We start from the raw sequence: 16,943 nt of genomic DNA on the forward strand, positions 1-16,943 counted from the left end.
ACGGCATTGCGACTACAGATTCCGGCTTTGCGACTATGGATTACGGCTGATGCGACTATGGATTACGGCTGATGCGACTACAGATTCCGGCTGTGACGACTACAGATTCCGGCCGTTATCCACAGGCCAGATGAAGGCCCTGGGCTGCGTCTAACGACTACAGATTCCGGCTGTTGGGTTGTGCACATAGCACGATTTTGAGTTTTTATGGCTCGATTTCAAGCCATTTTGTGCTTTGAATTTGCCAGACTGGCCTTTGCCTACGGCAAAAACTCTGTAACTCCTTGTTTTTAAAGGATATTTATGTTTATTCGCCGTTTCTTTGACGTTTCTCGATGTTTTGCCCCAATCCTGCGTGGAATCGCCAATAAATAGTCTTTCCTGTCCTCACCTGAGCCTATCGACTACAGATTACGGCTGCGATAGCAGCCATTTGCTCGATACGACTACAGATTACGGCTATGCCTGGACGGCCTTTGCCCGTAGCAGTGCCACCAAATTCTTTGCTATCGACTACAGATTACGGCTGCGGATCGAAGGTGCCGCGGACCATCGACTACAGATTACGGCTGTTGTACGGGGTGGACGGAAGCCTATCGACTACAAATTACGGCTGCTATCTATCGACTACAGATTCATGCGATGCCGAGCCAAGTGAACAGGCGGTGATCTGCGGGGCCCGTGGTTACTGGGGTCGAGAGATTAAAAAATTCCTGGGTATCGACTACAGGGGAAACTCTCTGTAGGGTTTCGTTACTAATCGTAGGGCCAGTTATGTCCAATTTACCCAAACCTACCAAGCCGGAACCTAAGCCGCTCCGGGTCACGAAATCCAATACGCTGATTACCGCATCGTACCGGCTGACTCTCAACGAGCAGCGATTGATCCTCGCGGCTATTAGCAAGCTCGATCCAAGAAGGCCCATGCCGAAAAAGGTGTCAGTGTCGGCCGTGGACTATTCGGATATCTACGGCGTCCAGCTCAGGCATGCCTATGAGCAGATGAAAGTGGCAGCTGATGAGCTATACGAGCGCGATATCAAGACCTTTGACGGGTCTGGAATGGAGCGAAAGCGGTGGGTTGATCGGGCCAAATATCTGGATGGTGAAGGTCGCGTTGAATTGTCGTTCACCATCCATGTCATGCCCTATCTCACGATGCTGTACAGCAAAGTGACCAGCTATGATCTACGGCGCGTTGCCTGCCTGGACTCAAGCCATTCGTTCCGGCTATTCGAGATGCTGATGCAGTTTCGGAAGACTGGATGGGCCTACATCGAGGTTGAAGCCTTGCGGGTCGCCCTTGGCTTGTCGGATGCCTATCAACGATTCAACAACCTTCGCCAGAGAGTCATAGATCCGGCAGTTGAGGAGCTGAAGACTAAGAGCAATCTGGATGTCAGCTACGAGTTGAGGAGGGAAGGGCGGAAGGTGATCGCAATCAAGTTCACCTTCTGTGACCTCGCACAGCTCCCGCTTAATCTGGAACTTGACCCTGAAGATCTTCCCCCGCTTCCTGAGTATGACCCTGCCGAAGAAAGCGAATGGCTGATCACGAAGCCTTTGGGTGAGTTGGCTGAAGCACAAGAAGCCGGTCTGCTGTTCGCTGTTTCGGCAGAGGAAGGAGAGCAACCAGATTAGCTTGCGTCGTCATCTGACGACCGTTTGTGCCTTTGTGAGCAGTGTCGCCGGTGCCGGTTTTTTCCGCTTAGGTATTCGAATCGTCATTTGCCGTCCTTTTGGTGCCACTTCCACAAAAAACCCGCCTTAATGGCGGGTTTTTCTTGGCCCGGTCTGGGGCGCGCAGCGCTCAGTAATTAGGTACAAGCGTGAAGAGGCTTCGCCGCCATTGGCATACATCCTCGCCTGATGCTCGGCCTGCATTTTTGAGCGCGTCGAAGACGCTCAGGGCAAACGACATTGCAGCCTGGTCGTCTTCGTGGAGGTCGACAATCACAACCGGAAACTGGTCGCCGTCATCAGCATCAGGTGTTGCTATGGCGACTGTCTGAATCCCCCAGGTGATGCCGTCATCGTAAGGTTCTACAACAAATCGCTTGAGCCGGCGAATCATGCCGTCACGAATCATCTGAATCAGATCGGTGCATACCGGCTCCGATTGGCGCTGCTGGAAAAGTTGGATGGCTGTCATAAGCTACGGCTCCCTTGATCTGCATTCATCCTGCCAGCAGTCCCGTAAATCCCAAACGGAATTCCCCTGGCTTTGTTCGGCATCGGATTGGCGGCGAACCCTAGCATTCTTTTTTCCCTTGGTTGGGCGTGCCATTCCCCGCGGGTGGTGGCGGAAGTTCAACAAGGGAGGGAGTGGCTACGCAAAATGCTGTTTGCATGCCAGAAACATCGCCGTCCCAACACTCGCATTCGGCATCCCAAGCTTCTCGATCAAAGTGGAAGATTGTCCCAAGATCAACAGCCCCATCCAGGGTGGCGTATGTCCCGCTCAAAGTTCCGTTGATCAGCACCGCGTAGCAATCGTCGCCGATTTGCAATGCTTTCCCTGGATTGGCTTCAAGAAGACGCTGATAGGAAGCAAGGGTCTCGTCGTAAGTCATGGTTGCTGCTCTGATTCCGGGTGTGAGAAGACATTGCCACCTCTCCAGGAATACCCAAATCCTGTAGATGGCAGAGCTAGCAGCCCCTGCTTGGGTTTGTGCGTGGCTATGCAACCATGGAGGCATATCAGAACGGAGATCCAAGGGATGAACTTCACCCACGAACAGGGGCCTGCGATTAACTCGTTGGCCCGTATCGTCAAGCTTGTGGCTTTTGCTGGAACTGGGAAGACCACCACGCTTGTTGGCTATGCCAAGGCTCGGCCTCAATGCCGTCTGCTCTACCTCTGCTACAACAAAAGCGTCGAGATTGCTGCCAAGCAAAAGTTTCCGCCGAACGTGACGTGCAAAACAGCCCACGGCTTGGCTTATGCGTCGATCGGATCGAAGTACAGACACAAGCTCACGAGCAACCTGCGCCTGACCGACATCGCAAGAATTATCGGCTCACAGAACTGGGAATTGGTGCGCAGCGTGCAAGAGACGCTGAACAATTATTTGGCCAGCGCGGATGACGACATCGAGCTATGTCACTGCCCCGTCAACAAGCTCAAAACGGAGCGAATGAAGCGCGCCGCCGGCAGCATCGTAGAGGGAGCCAGGCAGCTTTGGTTGCAAATGTGCGACATCCAAAACGAGGCTGCGAATATCACTCACGATGGCTATCTCAAGCTTTGGGCACTCTCGAAACCAAATCTGCGGGATCGTTACGATATTGCGCTTGGAGACGAGGCACAGGACATCAATCCAGTGATTGCTGGTGTGCTTGCGCAGCAGGCGGCATACGGAATGGGCGTAGTCGTTTGTGGTGATGGCCATCAGATGCTGTACCGCTTCAGGGGGGCCGTAGATGCTCTCAATGCAACCTGGCTCGACAAAGCGGAAGTCCACTACCTCACTCAGTCGTTTCGGTTCGGGTCTGCCGTTGCGCACGTCGCAAACATGGTTCTCGCGTTCAAGGGTGAATCCCGCCAACTGGCTGGGCTTGGCGGCGAGACTCGTGTTTCCAAGGCACTACCTGCTGACCTTGAACATCGCACCGTACTGTGCCGGACGGTGGTTGGAGTGATCGAGACGGCGCTGGCCAATGTAGAGACTGGTGCAAAGATCTACTGGGTTGGTGGGATCGAGGGTTACAACCTCCAGGATCTTGAAGACCTACATGCGCTATCGAAGGGGTGGCGTGACCGAGTGAAGGGGAAAAAACTCCTCCAGGAATATCCTGATTACGATCTCTACAAGCAGATTGCCGATGAAAGCCAAGACCCTGAGATGAACCGCTCGATCAAGATCATCGAGCAGTACAGCGCGGATCTCCCGGAGTTGTTTGCCAAGCTGCGGCGCAATGCGGTCACTGATGAGCTTGAAGCCACCATCACCCTCAGCACCGCGCATCGTTCGAAGGGCTTGGAGTGGGATGTGGTGCAACTGGCTGAGGATTTCACCTTCGATCCATTCAATCCAGAGAACGAAAAGGAACCATGGATTGATGAGATGAACCTCCTCTACGTCGCGTGTACCCGCGCCATGCGAGTTCTTGCTGTCAACTCGACGATGTTGGAGATCATGAAAGAATTCGTCGACCGGCGTGACGGCCGCAAGCCAAATACCCCGATGGTTTTCAGGAAGAAACAGGTGGCTGCCGCGTAGTGCTCCTCGAGCATTCTTCGACTTTTGAAAATCACCCACTGATCACAGGAGATATTTTCATGCCCATTTCCAGCGACCAGGCAGCTTTGCTTCAGCAGCTGCGGAATCAAGGCTATGTAGTCTTGCTCGTTGAGCCGAGCGAAACTGAACACATCAGTCGAGAAAGGTTGGAGAGCCGTTTGCGGGCCGATGCTGCGGATCACATTGAGGATCTGTTGTCCCTTGAGGCAGTCCAAATTCGTTGAGCTGACACGTAGCAAAAAAAAGCCCGTTTCGAACGGGTTTTTTTATGAGCGGATTTTGGGATACTCGATAATACCACCCCTTCAATCGCGAGATCGCTTTTCGCACCCTCGGCGTCGCTCCTGGTTAACATGGTGCGGAGGGGGAGGAGGGCATACGGTATAGCCGTAGTGAAGGGGTGGTATTATGAGGAATCCTAGATGACTGACGCAATTGTCTCCGCTTACGAGCGCTTGGTCGAAACCGTTGAGGCTTTCAATGAGAAGTGGCCCGCATTGGTTGTCGGCGGGATGATATGGCGCATCCCGCTCCTCACTGAACAGAGGACGCCATCTCGAATTAACGTCCAGGTACTGACAGGAACTGACGCGATCAAGGCCGCTGTAGAGGCGTTACGCGAGTTTGAGCGCGATCTCGGCCAGGCTCCAGGTACCGTGCTGCGTTTGCCGGGGTACTTTATCCTCTCCGGATCGATACTCGATGAGGGCAGGGCGGTGAACCGCTGCAAGAGCGAGCTGGTGGATGCGATCGAGGCTGAGCGAGTGTTTCGCAACGTTGCCGTCAGCCGCCGTTCCCACATCATGCGCCAGGCCCTGGGGAAAAATTTCTCCCTCAACCAGCTGAAGCGCGCAATCCAGGTTTTTGATGCTGCCCCAAGACAGATCACATTCACCTGGGCCGGTCACACCTCAGGAAAAGAGCGTGTCACTGTTGGCCACGTCCGTGAGGTGCTGCTCGCCGAGGCCCATGAAAAATCTATGGCCACCGGCGAGCCGGTGGTGAATAGCCCCCAGTGGATCGATCTGCGCAGCATTGCGAATATGGCTGAAACCGATATGCTGGATGTGCCAAAGCCCATCGCTCCGCATCCGCGGGCCATGCTGTGGTTTTCCGAGCGCAGCCGGTATGACGCAATGCTGCATGCCAACCTTCCATTCTTCGTACTCGATGGGCAACCCGCTGCAAGGATCGTTGGCCTCAAGAACTTCGATAGAGACTCGCGATCAGCAAAACGACCAGACGTAAAGCAACGGTTGCCGGCACTCCCTGGGGGGCGCTTTTTCGTAGCCTCATCCACTGCGGACCCAGTTGCTCAGGAGCCCGGCGCGCCAGAGACACCTGAGGTGCTATCGACGTACCGAGAGTCAGTAAAAGGCGTCGTTGATCAGTAGACTTACCCTTTATAAACAACAGCTTAGACTTCTTATAATCTTTGTTATGTTAAATTCGGTAGCAGCCTAATAATTAGGATGCGTCCTTTAGCCTCGCGCTTTGATGCTCTACCCAAATAGCTGGTGAACCACGTACGCTCTGCTGAGGCCGCTTGCATTCCGCCAGCTGCCTGAAATGGAGATCGAGAAGATGATGATTGATGGCGTTGAGAAACGAATTGAAGCCGGCGTGAATACGGCCCTGGACATGGTTGAGGTACTGGTTGCAGCTGGCCAGCCCCTCAAAGCTGCGATTGCCACCTCGCGAATACTCACGATGGAAGTTGTCCGCGAGTCTCTGGCAAAGAACCTGGCGAACAAAAGCGGCTCGGTGATTACTCACACCTTGGCCACTACGCCAGCCCATTCTGGTCCGGTACCGGCCCAGCACACTGCAAAAACGAAACAGCATCAGACCGTTGATTGATCATCGAGGCCGGCCGGGAGATCTTCACGATACACCCGGCCAGGCACGCAAAACTCGCTCCCTCACCTCACGCTTCCCGTCAGCACGGGCTGTAACGACCGCACAGCGCCCTGGAGGCTCAGGAAGGGTTAACCTGGCCCTGAAGGCTACAAAACCGCATATCCCCTCCGAACGGCCCTTATCGGCAGTTTCCGGCCCGTTTGAAACCCGCAGCTTCGGCGTCCGCAGCGCTCGCAAACTCTACCCGGTTGCGCGTTCCGACTTTTTCATAGCTCGGACAGCCCACTGGCAGGTGGTAAACATTGCTATTGCGGTTGCCAATCACCGGCGAAAGCGAGCTGGAGGCGTATCCACCAGATACCTGGTGCTGAACTGGTTCGCTCCGAATGGCCTGTGCCATTGTGCCCGCTCCCTTCACTCGCATACCGAGATTCCAGGATCTTTCACCTGTTACGAATGGGTTGCTATGCCCCATTACTCTGGCGATCCGCCGGTCACGCTCCTGTTCCCACGCGCTCACCGGGTATTGACGATCCCAGGCCATCAGCAACTGCTGTTGTGCTCTGGACATCGATAGCCCGTAACGGTCGTGCATGTAGAAGTAGATTCGGGCTACCGCGCCCTTCACCTGGTCGCGAGGCTCTGTCACGCGCTGCTGAAAATCTGTTCTGGTCGGGCAAGCGCCGTATTGCATCGGTGTTGAGGGTAAAACGCCATAGCGAAAATTGCTTCGGTCAGCATTGACCTCGCCAACACTCACCGCAAGGTTGTGCATGTCGGCTTCCATTTTGCGAAATACCGGATCGGTATCGATGCAGTTCTTGCGCCCCCCGTTCTGCCAACACTGCCGCTGGCTGCCGAAGGCGTATGCTGGCAAGACGTGCTCCCATTGGGGTCGCCTCAGAAAAGGGATTTCAAAGTACGCTAAGCCAATTGCAGTCGTCGTAACGGTCTGAATTTTCCCGCACCAACCTTGGTGTTGCGGCGCCACAGGTAATCACCGGTCAGGTTGATGTGCTCCCACCCCAGCGGCGACAGGTACTGCAATAGCGATTCATCGACTGCGTGACCATGTCCGTGCAATGCGTTGGCGGACCGCTCGAGGTAAACGGTGTTCCACAGCACTATGGCAGCGGTCACCAGGTTGAGACCGCTGGCCCGGTAGCGTTGCTGTTCGAAACTGCGGTCACGGATTTCGCCCAACCGATTAAAGAACACAGCTCTGGCCAGCGCATTGCGCGCTTCGCCCTTGTTCAGCCCAGCATTCACGCGGCGGCGCAGCTCAACGCTTTGCAACCAATCTAAAATAAACAATGTGCGCTCGATGCGCCCCAATTCGCGCAGGGCGACGGCCAGGCCGTTTTGACGCGGATAGCTGCCGAGTTTCCTGAGCATCAACGAGGCTGTTACGGTGCCCTGCTTGATCGAGGTGGCTAGCCGCAGGATTTCATCCCAGTGGGTACGAATGGCTTTGATATCCAGCTTGTCTTTGCTAATCATCGACTTAAGCCCGTCATAAGTCATATTGCCCTTGGGGATGAACAGCTTGGTGTCGCCCAGGTCACGGATACGCGGTGCGAAGCGAAAGCCGAGCAGGTGCATCAGACCAAAGACGTGATCGGTGAAACCTGCTGTGTCGGTGTAGTGTTCCTCAATGCGTAGGTCGGCTTCGTGATACAGCAGGCCGTCTAGCACATAGGTCGAGTCGCGCAGTCCCACGTTGACTACCTTGATATGAAATGGCGCGTATTGGTCGGAAATATGTGTGTAGAACGTTCGCCCTGGGCTGCTGCCATATTTCGGGTTGATGTGACCGGTGCTCTCGGCTTTGTTTCCCGTCCTGAAATTCTGGCCGTCTGACGAGGACGTGGTGCCATCTCCCCAATGCGTGGCAAAGGGATGCCGTAACTGCGCGTTTACCAGCTCCGCCAGTGCTGTCGAATAGGTTTCGTCACGGATATGCCAGGCTTGCAGCCAGGACAGTTTGGCGTAGGTAGTGCCAGGGCAAGACTCGGCCATCTTGGTCAGGCCCAGATTGATCGCATCGGCCAAGAGGGTGGACAGCAGTAGGTACTTGTCTTTGGCTTCGTCGCCCGATTTCAGGTGCGCGAAGTGCCGGGTGAACCCCGTCCACTCGTCCACCTCCAACAACAATTCGGTGATCTTGATGTGCGGCAGCGCCATCGCAGTTTGGTCAATCAGCGCTTGCGCGGTCTCTGGTACTGCCGCATCCAGCGGAGTGATCTTCAAGCCAGACTCGGTGATGATGGCATCCGGAAGATCGTTGGCTAACGCCATACGGTTGACGATGGCAAGCTGCGCTTCCAGCAGAGTCAGACGGTCATGCAGGTACTTGTCGCAGTCGGTGGCCACGGCCAGTGGTAATTCACTGGTCTGCTTGAGACGGGCGAATTTTTCGGGTGGTACCAGGTAGTCCTCAAAATCCTTGAATTGACGCGATCCCTGCACCCAGATATCGCCGGAACGTAGCGCGTTCTTCAGTTCCGACAGCGCGCACAACTCGTAATAGCGTCGGTCGATACCGACGTCAGTTATCACCAGTTTCTTCCAGCGTTTCTTGATGAAGCTGGTCGGGGCATCAACGGGAACCTTGCGGGCGTTGTTGATGTTCATTGCGCGCAACACCTCAATACCATCGAACACGTCCTTGGCCGCGGGCGCAGCCCGCAGTTTGAGTACGTCGAGAAATTGCGGCGCATAGCGGCGCAGCGTGGTGTAGCTATCACCAATGTGATGCAGGAAATCGAAGTCTTCGGGCTGCGCGAGCTTTTGCGCTTCGGTGACGCTCTTGGCAAAAGCATCCCAGGACATGACAGCTTCGATGGCGGCAAACGGATCTCCACCGTTTTGCTTGGCATCCAGTAGGACTTGGCCGATGCGTCCATAAAGGCGCACCTTGGCGTTGATCGCTTTGCCGGATGCCTGGAACTGTTTCTGGTGTTTATTCTTGGCTGCGTTAAACAGCTTGCCCAAGATACGATCGTGCAGATCGATGATTTCGTCGGTGACGGTGGCCATACCCTCGATGACCAGCGCCACAAGGGTGGCGTAGCGCCGCTGCGGCTCGAACTTAGCCAAGTCAGCGGGTGTCATTTGGCCACCTTCACGGGCGATTTTGAGCAGGCGGTTTTGGTGAACCAGCCGCTCAATGCCTGCAGGCAGATCAAGAGCCTGCCATGCTTTTAGGCGTTCGATATGTTCAAGCATGTGCCGCGAGTTCGGTTTAACCGGCGACTGGCGAAGCCAGGCCAACCAGGTGGTCTGGCCTTTATCTCGGCGCTTGAGCAGGCCGTCGAGGCAACCGAGATGTGTATTCGAAAGAGGCTCGGACAAGGTTTCGTAAATGCGCCGGTTGGCACGGGTGATTGCCTCAGCACAAATGCGCTCGATGACGCTTAGTGATGGAAGCAGTATGTTTTTTTGTCGTAACCCTTTGACCAATTCCGTCGCTAACACGAAGCCTTTATCGGACTGCCATGCCAATTCATCCAGGCTATGAACACAGGGACGATAATGCCGTGTTGTGAATGGCTTAAAGTCAAAAAGCGCTTGTAATTCCAATAGGTGCTCGCGACGCGTCTCGGCGCGTTGCCCATAATCCGCCCATGCTTCAGGCGGCACCTTCAACTGCGTGGCCACCAAACGCAGCAATGGCGCGAATGGTTCTTCATCCACCGCAAGCGTTACGCCGGGATAGCGCATGTAACAGAGTTGTACAGCGAAGCCCAGCCGATTCGCAGACCCGCGCCGTTGACTAATGAGGGTCAGATCGGCGTCGCTGAAAGAGTAGTGACGAATCAGGTCATCTTTGGAGTCTGGCAACGCCAGTAAGCTTTCCCGCTCGGCGACGGAAAGAATCGAACGACGTGGCATACAGTCTCCTTTCTCATAAGTTTGTGGACACGGTAAAGTGATCCTCCCAAGACGTCTATTAATTCGTTTATCGCTACTTCATAGACGGAAGATCTAAAAATCGACTTATGAGACATTTTGCCATGCGACTTTTTGGTTATGCCCGCGTCTCCACCAGTCAACAGTCCCTTGATGTACAGATAAAGGCGCTCAAGGCTGAAAACGTCAGAGCAACCCGAATTTTTACCGACAAGGTATCTGGCAGTCACGTGAACCGCGAAGGCCTAAGGATGCTCCGGCTCAAGGTCGAAGAAGGTGATGTGGTCCTGGTAAAAAAACTCGACCGGCTCGGTCGCGATACCGCGGACATGATCCAGCTCATTAAGGAGTTCGACGACATGGGCGTGGCCATCCGATTTTTGGATGACGGCATCAGCACAGAGGGAACCATGGGCAAAATGGTGGTGACCATCCTGTCAGCCGTGGCTCAGGCCGAACGCCTGCGGATACTGGAACGGACCAACGAAGGTCGTTTGGAAGCAAAGGCCAAGGGCGTGAAGTTTGGCCGCAAACCTACGGTGGACAAAGCCGAGGTATTCACGCTCCACGGTCAGGGTATCAGTGCGATGGAAATTGCCAAACGACTGAAGATTGGTCGCTCGACGGTCTACAAAGTGCTGGCATCATAAGTTCATCTGACAGACGCGTGCTGTCAGCCCCGCCCATGCTTAGCGTACTTTAAAATCCCTTTTCTGAGGCGCCCCCACCTGCAGCTATTGCTCAAGGGTCATTGCCTTTGGCGTGGCAATGGCTTGGAGCACTATTTTGCGCCAGGCGAACTATTGGTGATCAACCCGGATGACCGCGCGGAGCTGACTTATTCGGAGGAGTGCGAGAAATTCATTGTCAAATTGCCCTCGGTTATCATTGATAGCGCATGCAATGAGCTCAATTGGCAGAAGCCGAGTGGAGGTATCCGTTTCCCCCCCGACATAGCCTGCAGCAGCTTAATGGCTTCATCAATCTAATCGGACTGGTTTGTGACGAAGCGGAACATAACATGTCGATGACCTTGGTGGCGGAGCACTACACGAAGATCATCGCTACCAAGCTGCTCGAGACGCTCAGCAGCAATGTCAGCCGCAAAGGCTTCGTCGAAGGCAACCCATGTTTCGAGCGAGTCGTTCAGTTCATTGAGGAAAATGTCAAACGGAGTATCAGCCTTGAGCAGTTAGCGGAGCTGGCGCTGATGAGCCCACGCTCCCTCTACACCATGTTCGAGAAGCATACCGGCACCACGCCCATGAATTACATTCGCAACCGCAAGCTTGAGTGCGTCCGTGCCTGCTTGAGCAATCCCACTACCAATATACGTAGTATCACTGAGGTGGCCCTAGACTACGGCTTCTTACATCTGGGACGTTTCGCCGAGAAATACAGGAGCACATTCGGCGAGCTGCCTTCCGACACCCTGAGTCTACACAAGATGAAGTGCATCGATTCAAGGGAGTCTAGCCTGTCCTCGCTCTTTTGACTGGCTGCTTGTCGGACTTGAGCCCCGCCGTCAGGTAGAGCATCAGATTTTTTTAAAAACCATCGATCACCTCCCTGCCGTTGTCGAGACAGCGCACCAGGGCCGTCCAGCGCTTGAGGCTGTGGTCAAGCGCCTTGGAGATGGCCGTGCCTTCATGGATGCGCTCGCGCTGGGCGAGCATCCAGGTGTGCAGGGTATCGTCGAGAGGTCTGGCCTGTGCGTGGCGTATTCGCGTCGCTCGTCAGGCGGCAGTCACGCACCTCGCGCTCGATGGCGTACAGCTGACCGATATTGGTGCAGGGCCTGTCCGGCCAGCGGGCTCTGGTTGGCCACGTGCAGGCTGTAGAACTCGCGCCGGGCGTGGGCCGCGGGCCATACAGCCGATTTTGGTCACGCCTTCCCCTGCTCGAAGCAGAACTTGTAGGCGGCGAAGTCATCACAGACCAGCTGGCCTCTCCAGTCACCGAGGAAGGCACGGGCATGCTCGCCGGCTCGGCTGGGACTGAAGTCATAGACTATGGCGCGCAGCTCGGCGAACGCGCTGGCAGCATAGGCCACACGTAAACCCGCTGCGTCTTCTTCATGCCGGGCGCAAGCATTTGCACCGGGGTTTCATCGGTCGTGGTAGGGACGGCAGTTACCTGCCGCCCTCCGCTCAGATCCGTACGTGCGGGATAACCGCATAGGGCTCCTGCCTCGGGGTATGTGACGCAAAGAGATCCTCAGGATAACGATGTGCGTTTCCGGGTTTAGGTATGTAGTAGAGGTCAACGAGGCGCCCTTAACATGACCATTGATATTTGAAAGCTTGCCGTCCTAGCTAGACGGCAGACCGCCGAACGAAAACCACCAAGACGTATCAGGTTCCCCGGCGCCGCGTGGCAATTGAAGAAACGCGTTTCGGCAACCGGCTCATCTGCCTCATCAGACAACTCGGCGGTTGACATCAGGATATTCTGACAAAATCAGGAAGTCTTTTTCAGAGTTTCCTTAGGCACCATTACCCTACGCAGGCTGTCACGCTCGAGTAGCCAAGACGCGATGAATGCGAACACGAGACCCCAAAACGGAGCGCCTATATTCAGAATTGGTACACCGGCCACCGACACCACAAAGGCGACCAGAGCACCAAGCGGACACTCGCCGCAAAAGGCGCCTTGGAAAGCGCCCTGCAACGCCCGGATCATGGCCAGTCCGCCGATTAGCCCAATCAAGGCCAGCGGCACCGCCAACGCAACGGCTGTTGCGACCGGTGCAAAAAGGCCAAAAATAATCATTAAGACAGCGAAGACCATGCCGCCGATCCACTGCCGATGCTGCGCGCCGCTGGAGACGAGAATCGCGTTGGTCGGCCCGGTAAGACAGGCGGGCACCGAACCGACCACCGCGAACAGCATCGAGCCCAGCCCGGACCCCACCGTAACGGCCTTCACAGGCGGTGGGTGATCGACCTGCTGCAGTACCGCAAAGCCCTGTGCGTTCTGAATGCCCAGCACAGTTATCATGAGCGGAATGACCATCTCTACCAGAGCCTGCAGCGAGAACTCTGGCATGTACATAATAGGACGCGCTAGGAGCGTTGGCACCACGCCCAGTGGCGCGATGCCGCCCGTAGTCCAAGCTACCGCGCCACCGGCGAGCAGCGCGGCCAGCACCGGCGGCAGTCGGCTCCCTAGCGCTGGCAAGACGGAGAAGAGCATGAATACTCCGAGGCTTACGGTGGCGAGCAGCGCGTTACTGGTAAACGCGGTGACAACTTTAACTCCCAGCGGCAGGAAAACGCCGGCGACCATGCCCATGACGATGGGTATTGGAATGCGGCGCATCACACAGTTAATGAGCCCGCTCCAGCCGAGTAATGTGATGAGTAGAGCAGTTACCCAGTAGGCCCCAATGACTTCCGCAAAGCTCAGGTGGTCGAGCGCCGACGGCAGCAGCAGCGCGCCCGGGATCGTCCAGGCCATCCCTAGCGGCTGCCGGTATCGCCAGCAAAAGTACAGGCTCAGCACCCCACTGAGACCGTAGGCACCGAAGATCCAGGAGGCGAGATCTACATCGCTCAGACCTCCATCACGGCCCACCATGATAAGGATAGCCAAGGGACCCGTCACCCCGAAAAGAAAGGCAGTGATGCCGTTGCTAAGAGCGTGACTATCGAGGCGATTCGACCTGGCTTCTTCAGCACTACCCGCGGTATTCCTTTCCTCTGTTTGCAAAGTCTTTCCTCCGTCAGTAAGAACCTCCCGGAAAAGCCTAGGGATGGTCTGAAGTAGTCAGGTATTTCTGGCTGACTCCAGCCCTTGCCGATTTCAAAACGGTGATTCGGCTAAAAAACGATCAAATCATCCCCTCTTTCCGGATTTATAGCCGGCGCGAGCACCTCGCGCCGGCCATTTCCCGCATTACAGACGCACCTCTCCTGCATTCGTCAGCAAATGTCGGCGCGCCATCCACAGGTTCGACAGCGCGAACAGTGTCACCAACTGCGCGGTGTTCTTCGCCAGGCCACGGAAGCGTGTCTTCACGTAGCCGAATTGGCGCTTGATCACCCGGAACGGGTGCTCGACTTTGGCGCGCACTTGGGCCTTGGATTTCTCGATCTTGCGCTTGGCTTTGTACAGCGCACTGCGCTTACTCAGCTTCTTGTACATACTGCGGCGGGCCGCAATCTGCCAGATCACCTCCCGGCCTTCAGTTCGGTCTGCGACAGGCGCACCTTTAGCGCCGCTCCAAGGCGGCTGAAGTCATCGACCGCCTCGCCGCTATCCAGGGGTAGCAAGCCGGTATTCACCCTCTCGCGGCTACTGTCGAGTTTAATGCCCAGCATTCACAGCAGGTCGACGCCGAAACCGACTGTGCCCTGGGTGTAGCCAGAATTCACTCTGAGAATGAAGCCCTGCGCCCACTCTTCGGCCTTGGACTGCTGGTTGGGGCCCTCAATGTCCGAGAAATCCCGACTGAAATAATAGTTGCGCGCTTGCAGCGTCGCCGTGGTGTCTTCGATGAAACCGCCTTCAGCGGCTAGGGTACTGAGCGGCAGACTGGCGCTCACACACACCAGCAGACGGGTTAGGTTCGGATATTGCTTCATTTTTGACTCGCTCTTTTTTATTGTTTTTTGGAAAGCATATATATGCCACATATTTCCCGCCCACAATTCTCCGTACCGCAAGTGGGCGGCCTTGAAACCACCTCGCTACCCAGACAGGCAACTCGGCGTAACAAACGGACCAGCCGCTCTGCACTTTTCCTCGCTTCAGGCATGCTTAAAATAACAGGCAGTCACTTGCCCGCGCTCTTTGTGGCCGCGTCCCAATGCAGGTCTGGTTCCTCGACCCGAAGTGCCCTTGGGCATCTCCACTTCAGCGTCTGACCTTGCTGGCCAGTTCGCCGCCGATACCGAAGTGGCCCTTGGCCATCTCCGTGATAATCACTCGCACGCTGGTCAGCGGCGCATCCAGGGAGCGCGATATGGCCTCGCTGACCTCACGGATGAGGGTTTCCTTCTGCTCGTCGTTGCGGCCTTCAAGAATGTGGATCTGGGCAATGGGCATGTTGTGCCTCCTGAATAAGAAGGCCGCCCGGGCAGGGCGGCCGAATGGCTCAGATGAAGCGCGCGGAGACGCTGCCAAGCCCCTGATAGCGCACGGTGATGTTGTCGCCCGGCTCCACCGATACCGCAGCCGTGATGCCACCGGTCATGATGAAGGTGCCGGCCGGTATGTGTTCGCCGCGCTCTGCCAGCAGGTTGGCGAGCATCGCCACGCTGGACAGGGGATGACCGAGCACCGCGGCACCGGCGCCGAGCTCCACCACCTCGCCGTTCTTCTCCATCACCACGCCGAGGGTGCGCAGGTCGACCTCCTCGAGGCTGGCCATGCGGCCGCCGGTGATGAAGCGCGTCGAGGAAGCGTTGTCCGCCACCACGCTAATCAGGTCGAACTTGAAGTTCTCGTAGCGCGAATCGATCACCTCGACGGTCGGGATCACGTAGTCGACCGCCGCGATGACGTCGCCGATATGGCAGCCCGGGCCTGTCAGCGGCGCCTTGGTGACCACCGAGATTTCCGCCTCGATCTTCGGGTGGATCAGCTTCGAGCAATCCACGGTGCCGCCGTCCGGCACGCTGAAGTAGTCGGCCAGGAAGCCATAGATGGGCGTTTCCACGCCCATCTGCGCCATCTTCGCCCAGGAGGTCAGGCCCATCTTCAGGCCGACGGTCCGGTTGCCGCGCGCTTCCTTGCGCCGGCGAATCTCCCACTGGATGTCGTAGGCGTCAGCGAAGGTCATCTGCGGATAGTCGTTGGTGACCTTGTGGATGTCGTGGGCCTGCAGTTCGGCGTTTTCCACGTGCTCGGCCAGGGCCAGCACCTGTTCGCGGGTCAATGTACGGTTCATGCATGTTGCTCCTTGCGAGTTGCCAGCAGGTCGAGCGCGACGTCGACGATCATGTCTTCCTGGCCGCCGACCATGCGGCGCCTGCCCAGTTCTACGAGGATGTCGAGCGTCTTCAGTCCATACTTCGCGGCTGCCACCTCGGCGTGGCGCAGGAAGCTGGAGTAGACCCCGGCATAACCCAGGCCGAGGGTTTCGCGATCGACCCTCACCGGACGGTCCTGCAACGGCCGGACGATATCGTCGGCGGCGTCCATCAGTGCGTACAGGTCGGTGCCGTGGTTCCAGCCCATGCGCTCGGCCGCGGCGATGAATACTTCCAGCGGCGCGTTGCCGGCGCCGGCGCCCATGCCTGCCAGCGAGGCGTCGATGCGATCGCAGCCCTCCTCCACCGCGATGATGGAGTTGGCCACGCCGAGACTGAGGTTGTGGTGGGCGTGCATGCCGGTCTGGGTTTCCGGGTTCAGCGCCGCCTTGAAGGCGCGCATGCGGTCGCGGATGTCGTTCATGTTCATCGCGCCGCCGGAGTCGGCCATGTAGATGCACTGTGCGCCGTAGCTTTCCATCAGCTTGCCCTGCGCCGCCAGCTGTTCGGCAGGGATCATGTGGCTCATCATCAGGAAGCCGACGGTGTCCATGCCCAGTTCACGGGCATACTCGATGTGCTGTCGCGAGACATCCGCCTCGGTGCAGTGGGTGGCCACGCGCACCGAGCGGGCGCCGGCGTCATAGGCGGCTTTCAGGTCATGCACGGTGCCGATGCCAGGTAGCAGCAGCACGGTGATCCGGGCGTGCTGGATCACATCGGCGGCGGCCTCGATCCACTCCAGGTCGCTGTGCGCACCGAAACCGTAGTTGAAGCTGGAACCCTGCAGGCCATCGCCGTGGGTCACCTCGATGGAGTCGACGCGGGCCTTGTCCAGCGCGCGGGCGATGTCCTGGACGTTCTGGATCGAATACTGGTGGCGGATCGCATGGCTGCCGTCGCGCAGGGTCACGTCGGAGATATAGAGTTTCTTGCCGGGGTTGAAGGTCAT

General features: G+C 56.7%; 13 protein-coding genes and 5 pseudogenes. 7 read left to right on the forward strand and 11 right to left on the reverse strand.

Going from position 1 to position 16,943, the window contains the following annotated elements; translation table 11 throughout:
• The first annotated feature begins 774 nt into the window (after positions 1-774).
• Positions 775-1,641, forward strand: a complete 867-nt coding sequence (locus RGV59_RS31480) for a replication initiation protein (protein WP_011154372.1) — start codon at positions 775-777, stop codon at positions 1,639-1,641.
• Positions 1,642-1,810: 169 nt separating this feature from the next.
• Here the strand turns inward: RGV59_RS31480 and RGV59_RS31485 are convergent, their stop codons facing one another.
• On the reverse strand, positions 1,811-2,152 hold the full coding sequence (locus RGV59_RS31485) for a hypothetical protein (RefSeq protein WP_016502326.1): 342 nt from the start codon (positions 2,150-2,152) through the stop codon (positions 1,811-1,813).
• Positions 2,153-2,252: 100 nt separating this feature from the next.
• A complete protein-coding gene (locus RGV59_RS31490) occupies positions 2,253-2,573 on the reverse strand; it encodes a hypothetical protein (RefSeq protein WP_141562847.1) in 321 nt (106 codons plus the stop codon).
• Positions 2,574-2,720: 147 nt separating this feature from the next.
• Between RGV59_RS31490 and RGV59_RS31495 the strand changes: the two genes are divergently transcribed.
• The 4 genes from RGV59_RS31495 (at position 2,721) to RGV59_RS31510 (ending at position 6,104) form a co-directional block, all read left to right on the forward strand.
• Positions 2,721-4,223 carry a 3'-5' exonuclease gene (locus RGV59_RS31495; RefSeq protein WP_099170364.1) on the forward strand — a complete coding sequence of 501 codons (1,503 nt, stop codon included), beginning with the start codon at positions 2,721-2,723 and terminating at the stop codon, positions 4,221-4,223.
• Between the two features lie 59 nt (positions 4,224-4,282).
• A complete protein-coding gene (locus RGV59_RS31500; RefSeq protein ID WP_043094363.1) occupies positions 4,283-4,468 on the forward strand; it encodes a hypothetical protein in 186 nt (61 codons plus the stop codon).
• A 198-nt stretch (positions 4,469-4,666) separates the two neighbouring features.
• Positions 4,667-5,638 (forward strand): DNA replication terminus site-binding protein, encoded by a 972-nt coding sequence (locus RGV59_RS31505; protein ID WP_011077913.1) that lies wholly within the window; start codon positions 4,667-4,669, stop codon positions 5,636-5,638.
• Positions 5,639-5,813: 175 nt separating this feature from the next.
• Positions 5,814-6,104, forward strand: a complete 291-nt coding sequence (locus RGV59_RS31510; RefSeq protein ID WP_011077912.1) for a hypothetical protein — start codon at positions 5,814-5,816, stop codon at positions 6,102-6,104.
• 178 nt (positions 6,105-6,282) lie between these two features.
• Here the strand turns inward: RGV59_RS31510 and RGV59_RS31515 are convergent.
• Together RGV59_RS31515 and RGV59_RS31520 are read right to left on the reverse strand one after the other, a co-directional pair.
• Positions 6,283-7,005: pseudogene (locus RGV59_RS31515) on the reverse strand (endonuclease); the annotation flags it as partial.
• Between the two features lie 23 nt (positions 7,006-7,028).
• Entirely contained in the window at positions 7,029-9,998 is a 2,970-nt protein-coding gene (locus RGV59_RS31520; RefSeq protein WP_011600773.1) for a Tn3 family transposase, read from the reverse strand.
• 122 nt (positions 9,999-10,120) lie between these two features.
• Here RGV59_RS31520 and RGV59_RS31525 point away from each other — a divergent pair, with 122 nt between their 5' ends.
• Both RGV59_RS31525 and RGV59_RS31530 read left to right on the forward strand, forming a co-directional pair.
• Complete coding sequence (locus RGV59_RS31525; protein WP_004574810.1) at positions 10,121-10,666, forward strand: recombinase family protein; 546 nt, start codon at positions 10,121-10,123, stop codon at positions 10,664-10,666.
• Between the two features lie 75 nt (positions 10,667-10,741).
• Positions 10,742-11,511: pseudogene (locus RGV59_RS31530) on the forward strand (AraC family transcriptional regulator); the annotation flags it as partial.
• Positions 11,512-11,572: 61 nt separating this feature from the next.
• Here RGV59_RS31530 and RGV59_RS31535 read toward each other — a convergent pair.
• The 7 genes and pseudogenes from RGV59_RS31535 to dmpG all read right to left on the reverse strand — a co-directional run.
• Positions 11,573-12,128: pseudogene (locus tag RGV59_RS31535) on the reverse strand (IS66 family transposase); the annotation flags it as partial.
• A gap of 348 nt (positions 12,129-12,476) precedes the next feature.
• A complete protein-coding gene (locus RGV59_RS31540; RefSeq protein ID WP_004574812.1) occupies positions 12,477-13,727 on the reverse strand; it encodes a benzoate/H(+) symporter BenE family transporter in 1,251 nt (416 codons plus the stop codon).
• A 186-nt stretch (positions 13,728-13,913) separates the two neighbouring features.
• Positions 13,914-14,207, reverse strand: a pseudogene (locus RGV59_RS31545) (transposase); the annotation flags it as partial.
• A pseudogene (locus RGV59_RS31550) lies at positions 14,195-14,602 on the reverse strand (OprD family outer membrane porin); the annotation flags it as partial. The pseudogenes RGV59_RS31545 and RGV59_RS31550, both read right to left, overlap by 13 nt.
• 271 nt (positions 14,603-14,873) lie before the next feature.
• A complete protein-coding gene (locus RGV59_RS31555) occupies positions 14,874-15,065 on the reverse strand; it encodes a 2-hydroxymuconate tautomerase (RefSeq protein WP_003454301.1) in 192 nt (63 codons plus the stop codon).
• A 49-nt stretch (positions 15,066-15,114) separates the two neighbouring features.
• The gene (gene dmpH, locus RGV59_RS31560) at positions 15,115-15,909 is read right to left on the reverse strand and encodes a 2-oxo-3-hexenedioate decarboxylase (protein ID WP_004574814.1); all 795 of its coding nucleotides are present in this window, start codon (positions 15,907-15,909) and stop codon (positions 15,115-15,117) included.
• On the reverse strand, positions 15,906-16,943 hold the full coding sequence (dmpG, locus tag RGV59_RS31565) for a 4-hydroxy-2-oxovalerate aldolase (protein ID WP_004574815.1): 1,038 nt from the start codon (positions 16,941-16,943) through the stop codon (positions 15,906-15,908). The genes dmpH and dmpG overlap by 4 nt, the downstream gene beginning before the upstream one ends.

It is taken from the genome of Pseudomonas sp. FG1, assembly GCF_034313875.1.
GTDB lineage: Bacteria > Pseudomonadota > Gammaproteobacteria > Pseudomonadales > Pseudomonadaceae > Aquipseudomonas > Aquipseudomonas veronii.

What these genes read in the sequence shown, in the direction of transcription:
- RGV59_RS31495 (WP_099170364.1), top strand. Translation starts at nt 2,721, where the DNA reads ATGAACTTCACCCACGAACAGGGGCCTGCGATTAACTCGTTGGCCCGT.
- RGV59_RS31500 (WP_043094363.1), top strand. Translation starts at nt 4,283, where the DNA reads ATGCCCATTTCCAGCGACCAGGCAGCTTTGCTTCAGCAGCTGCGGAAT.
- RGV59_RS31490 (WP_141562847.1), bottom strand. Translation starts at nt 2,573, where the DNA reads ATGACTTACGACGAGACCCTTGCTTCCTATCAGCGTCTTCTTGAAGCC.
- RGV59_RS31520 (WP_011600773.1), bottom strand. Translation starts at nt 9,998, where the DNA reads ATGCCACGTCGTTCGATTCTTTCCGTCGCCGAGCGGGAAAGCTTACTG.
- RGV59_RS31505 (WP_011077913.1), top strand. Translation starts at nt 4,667, where the DNA reads ATGACTGACGCAATTGTCTCCGCTTACGAGCGCTTGGTCGAAACCGTT.
- RGV59_RS31525 (WP_004574810.1), top strand. Translation starts at nt 10,121, where the DNA reads ATGCGACTTTTTGGTTATGCCCGCGTCTCCACCAGTCAACAGTCCCTT.
- dmpH (WP_004574814.1), bottom strand. Translation starts at nt 15,909, where the DNA reads ATGAACCGTACATTGACCCGCGAACAGGTGCTGGCCCTGGCCGAGCAC.
- RGV59_RS31510 (WP_011077912.1), top strand. Translation starts at nt 5,814, where the DNA reads ATGGAGATCGAGAAGATGATGATTGATGGCGTTGAGAAACGAATTGAA.
- RGV59_RS31555 (WP_003454301.1), bottom strand. Translation starts at nt 15,065, where the DNA reads ATGCCCATTGCCCAGATCCACATTCTTGAAGGCCGCAACGACGAGCAG.
- RGV59_RS31485 (WP_016502326.1), bottom strand. Translation starts at nt 2,152, where the DNA reads ATGACAGCCATCCAACTTTTCCAGCAGCGCCAATCGGAGCCGGTATGC.
- dmpG (WP_004574815.1), bottom strand. Translation starts at nt 16,943, where the DNA reads ATGACCTTCAACCCCGGCAAGAAACTCTATATCTCCGACGTGACCCTG.
- RGV59_RS31480 (WP_011154372.1), top strand. Translation starts at nt 775, where the DNA reads ATGTCCAATTTACCCAAACCTACCAAGCCGGAACCTAAGCCGCTCCGG.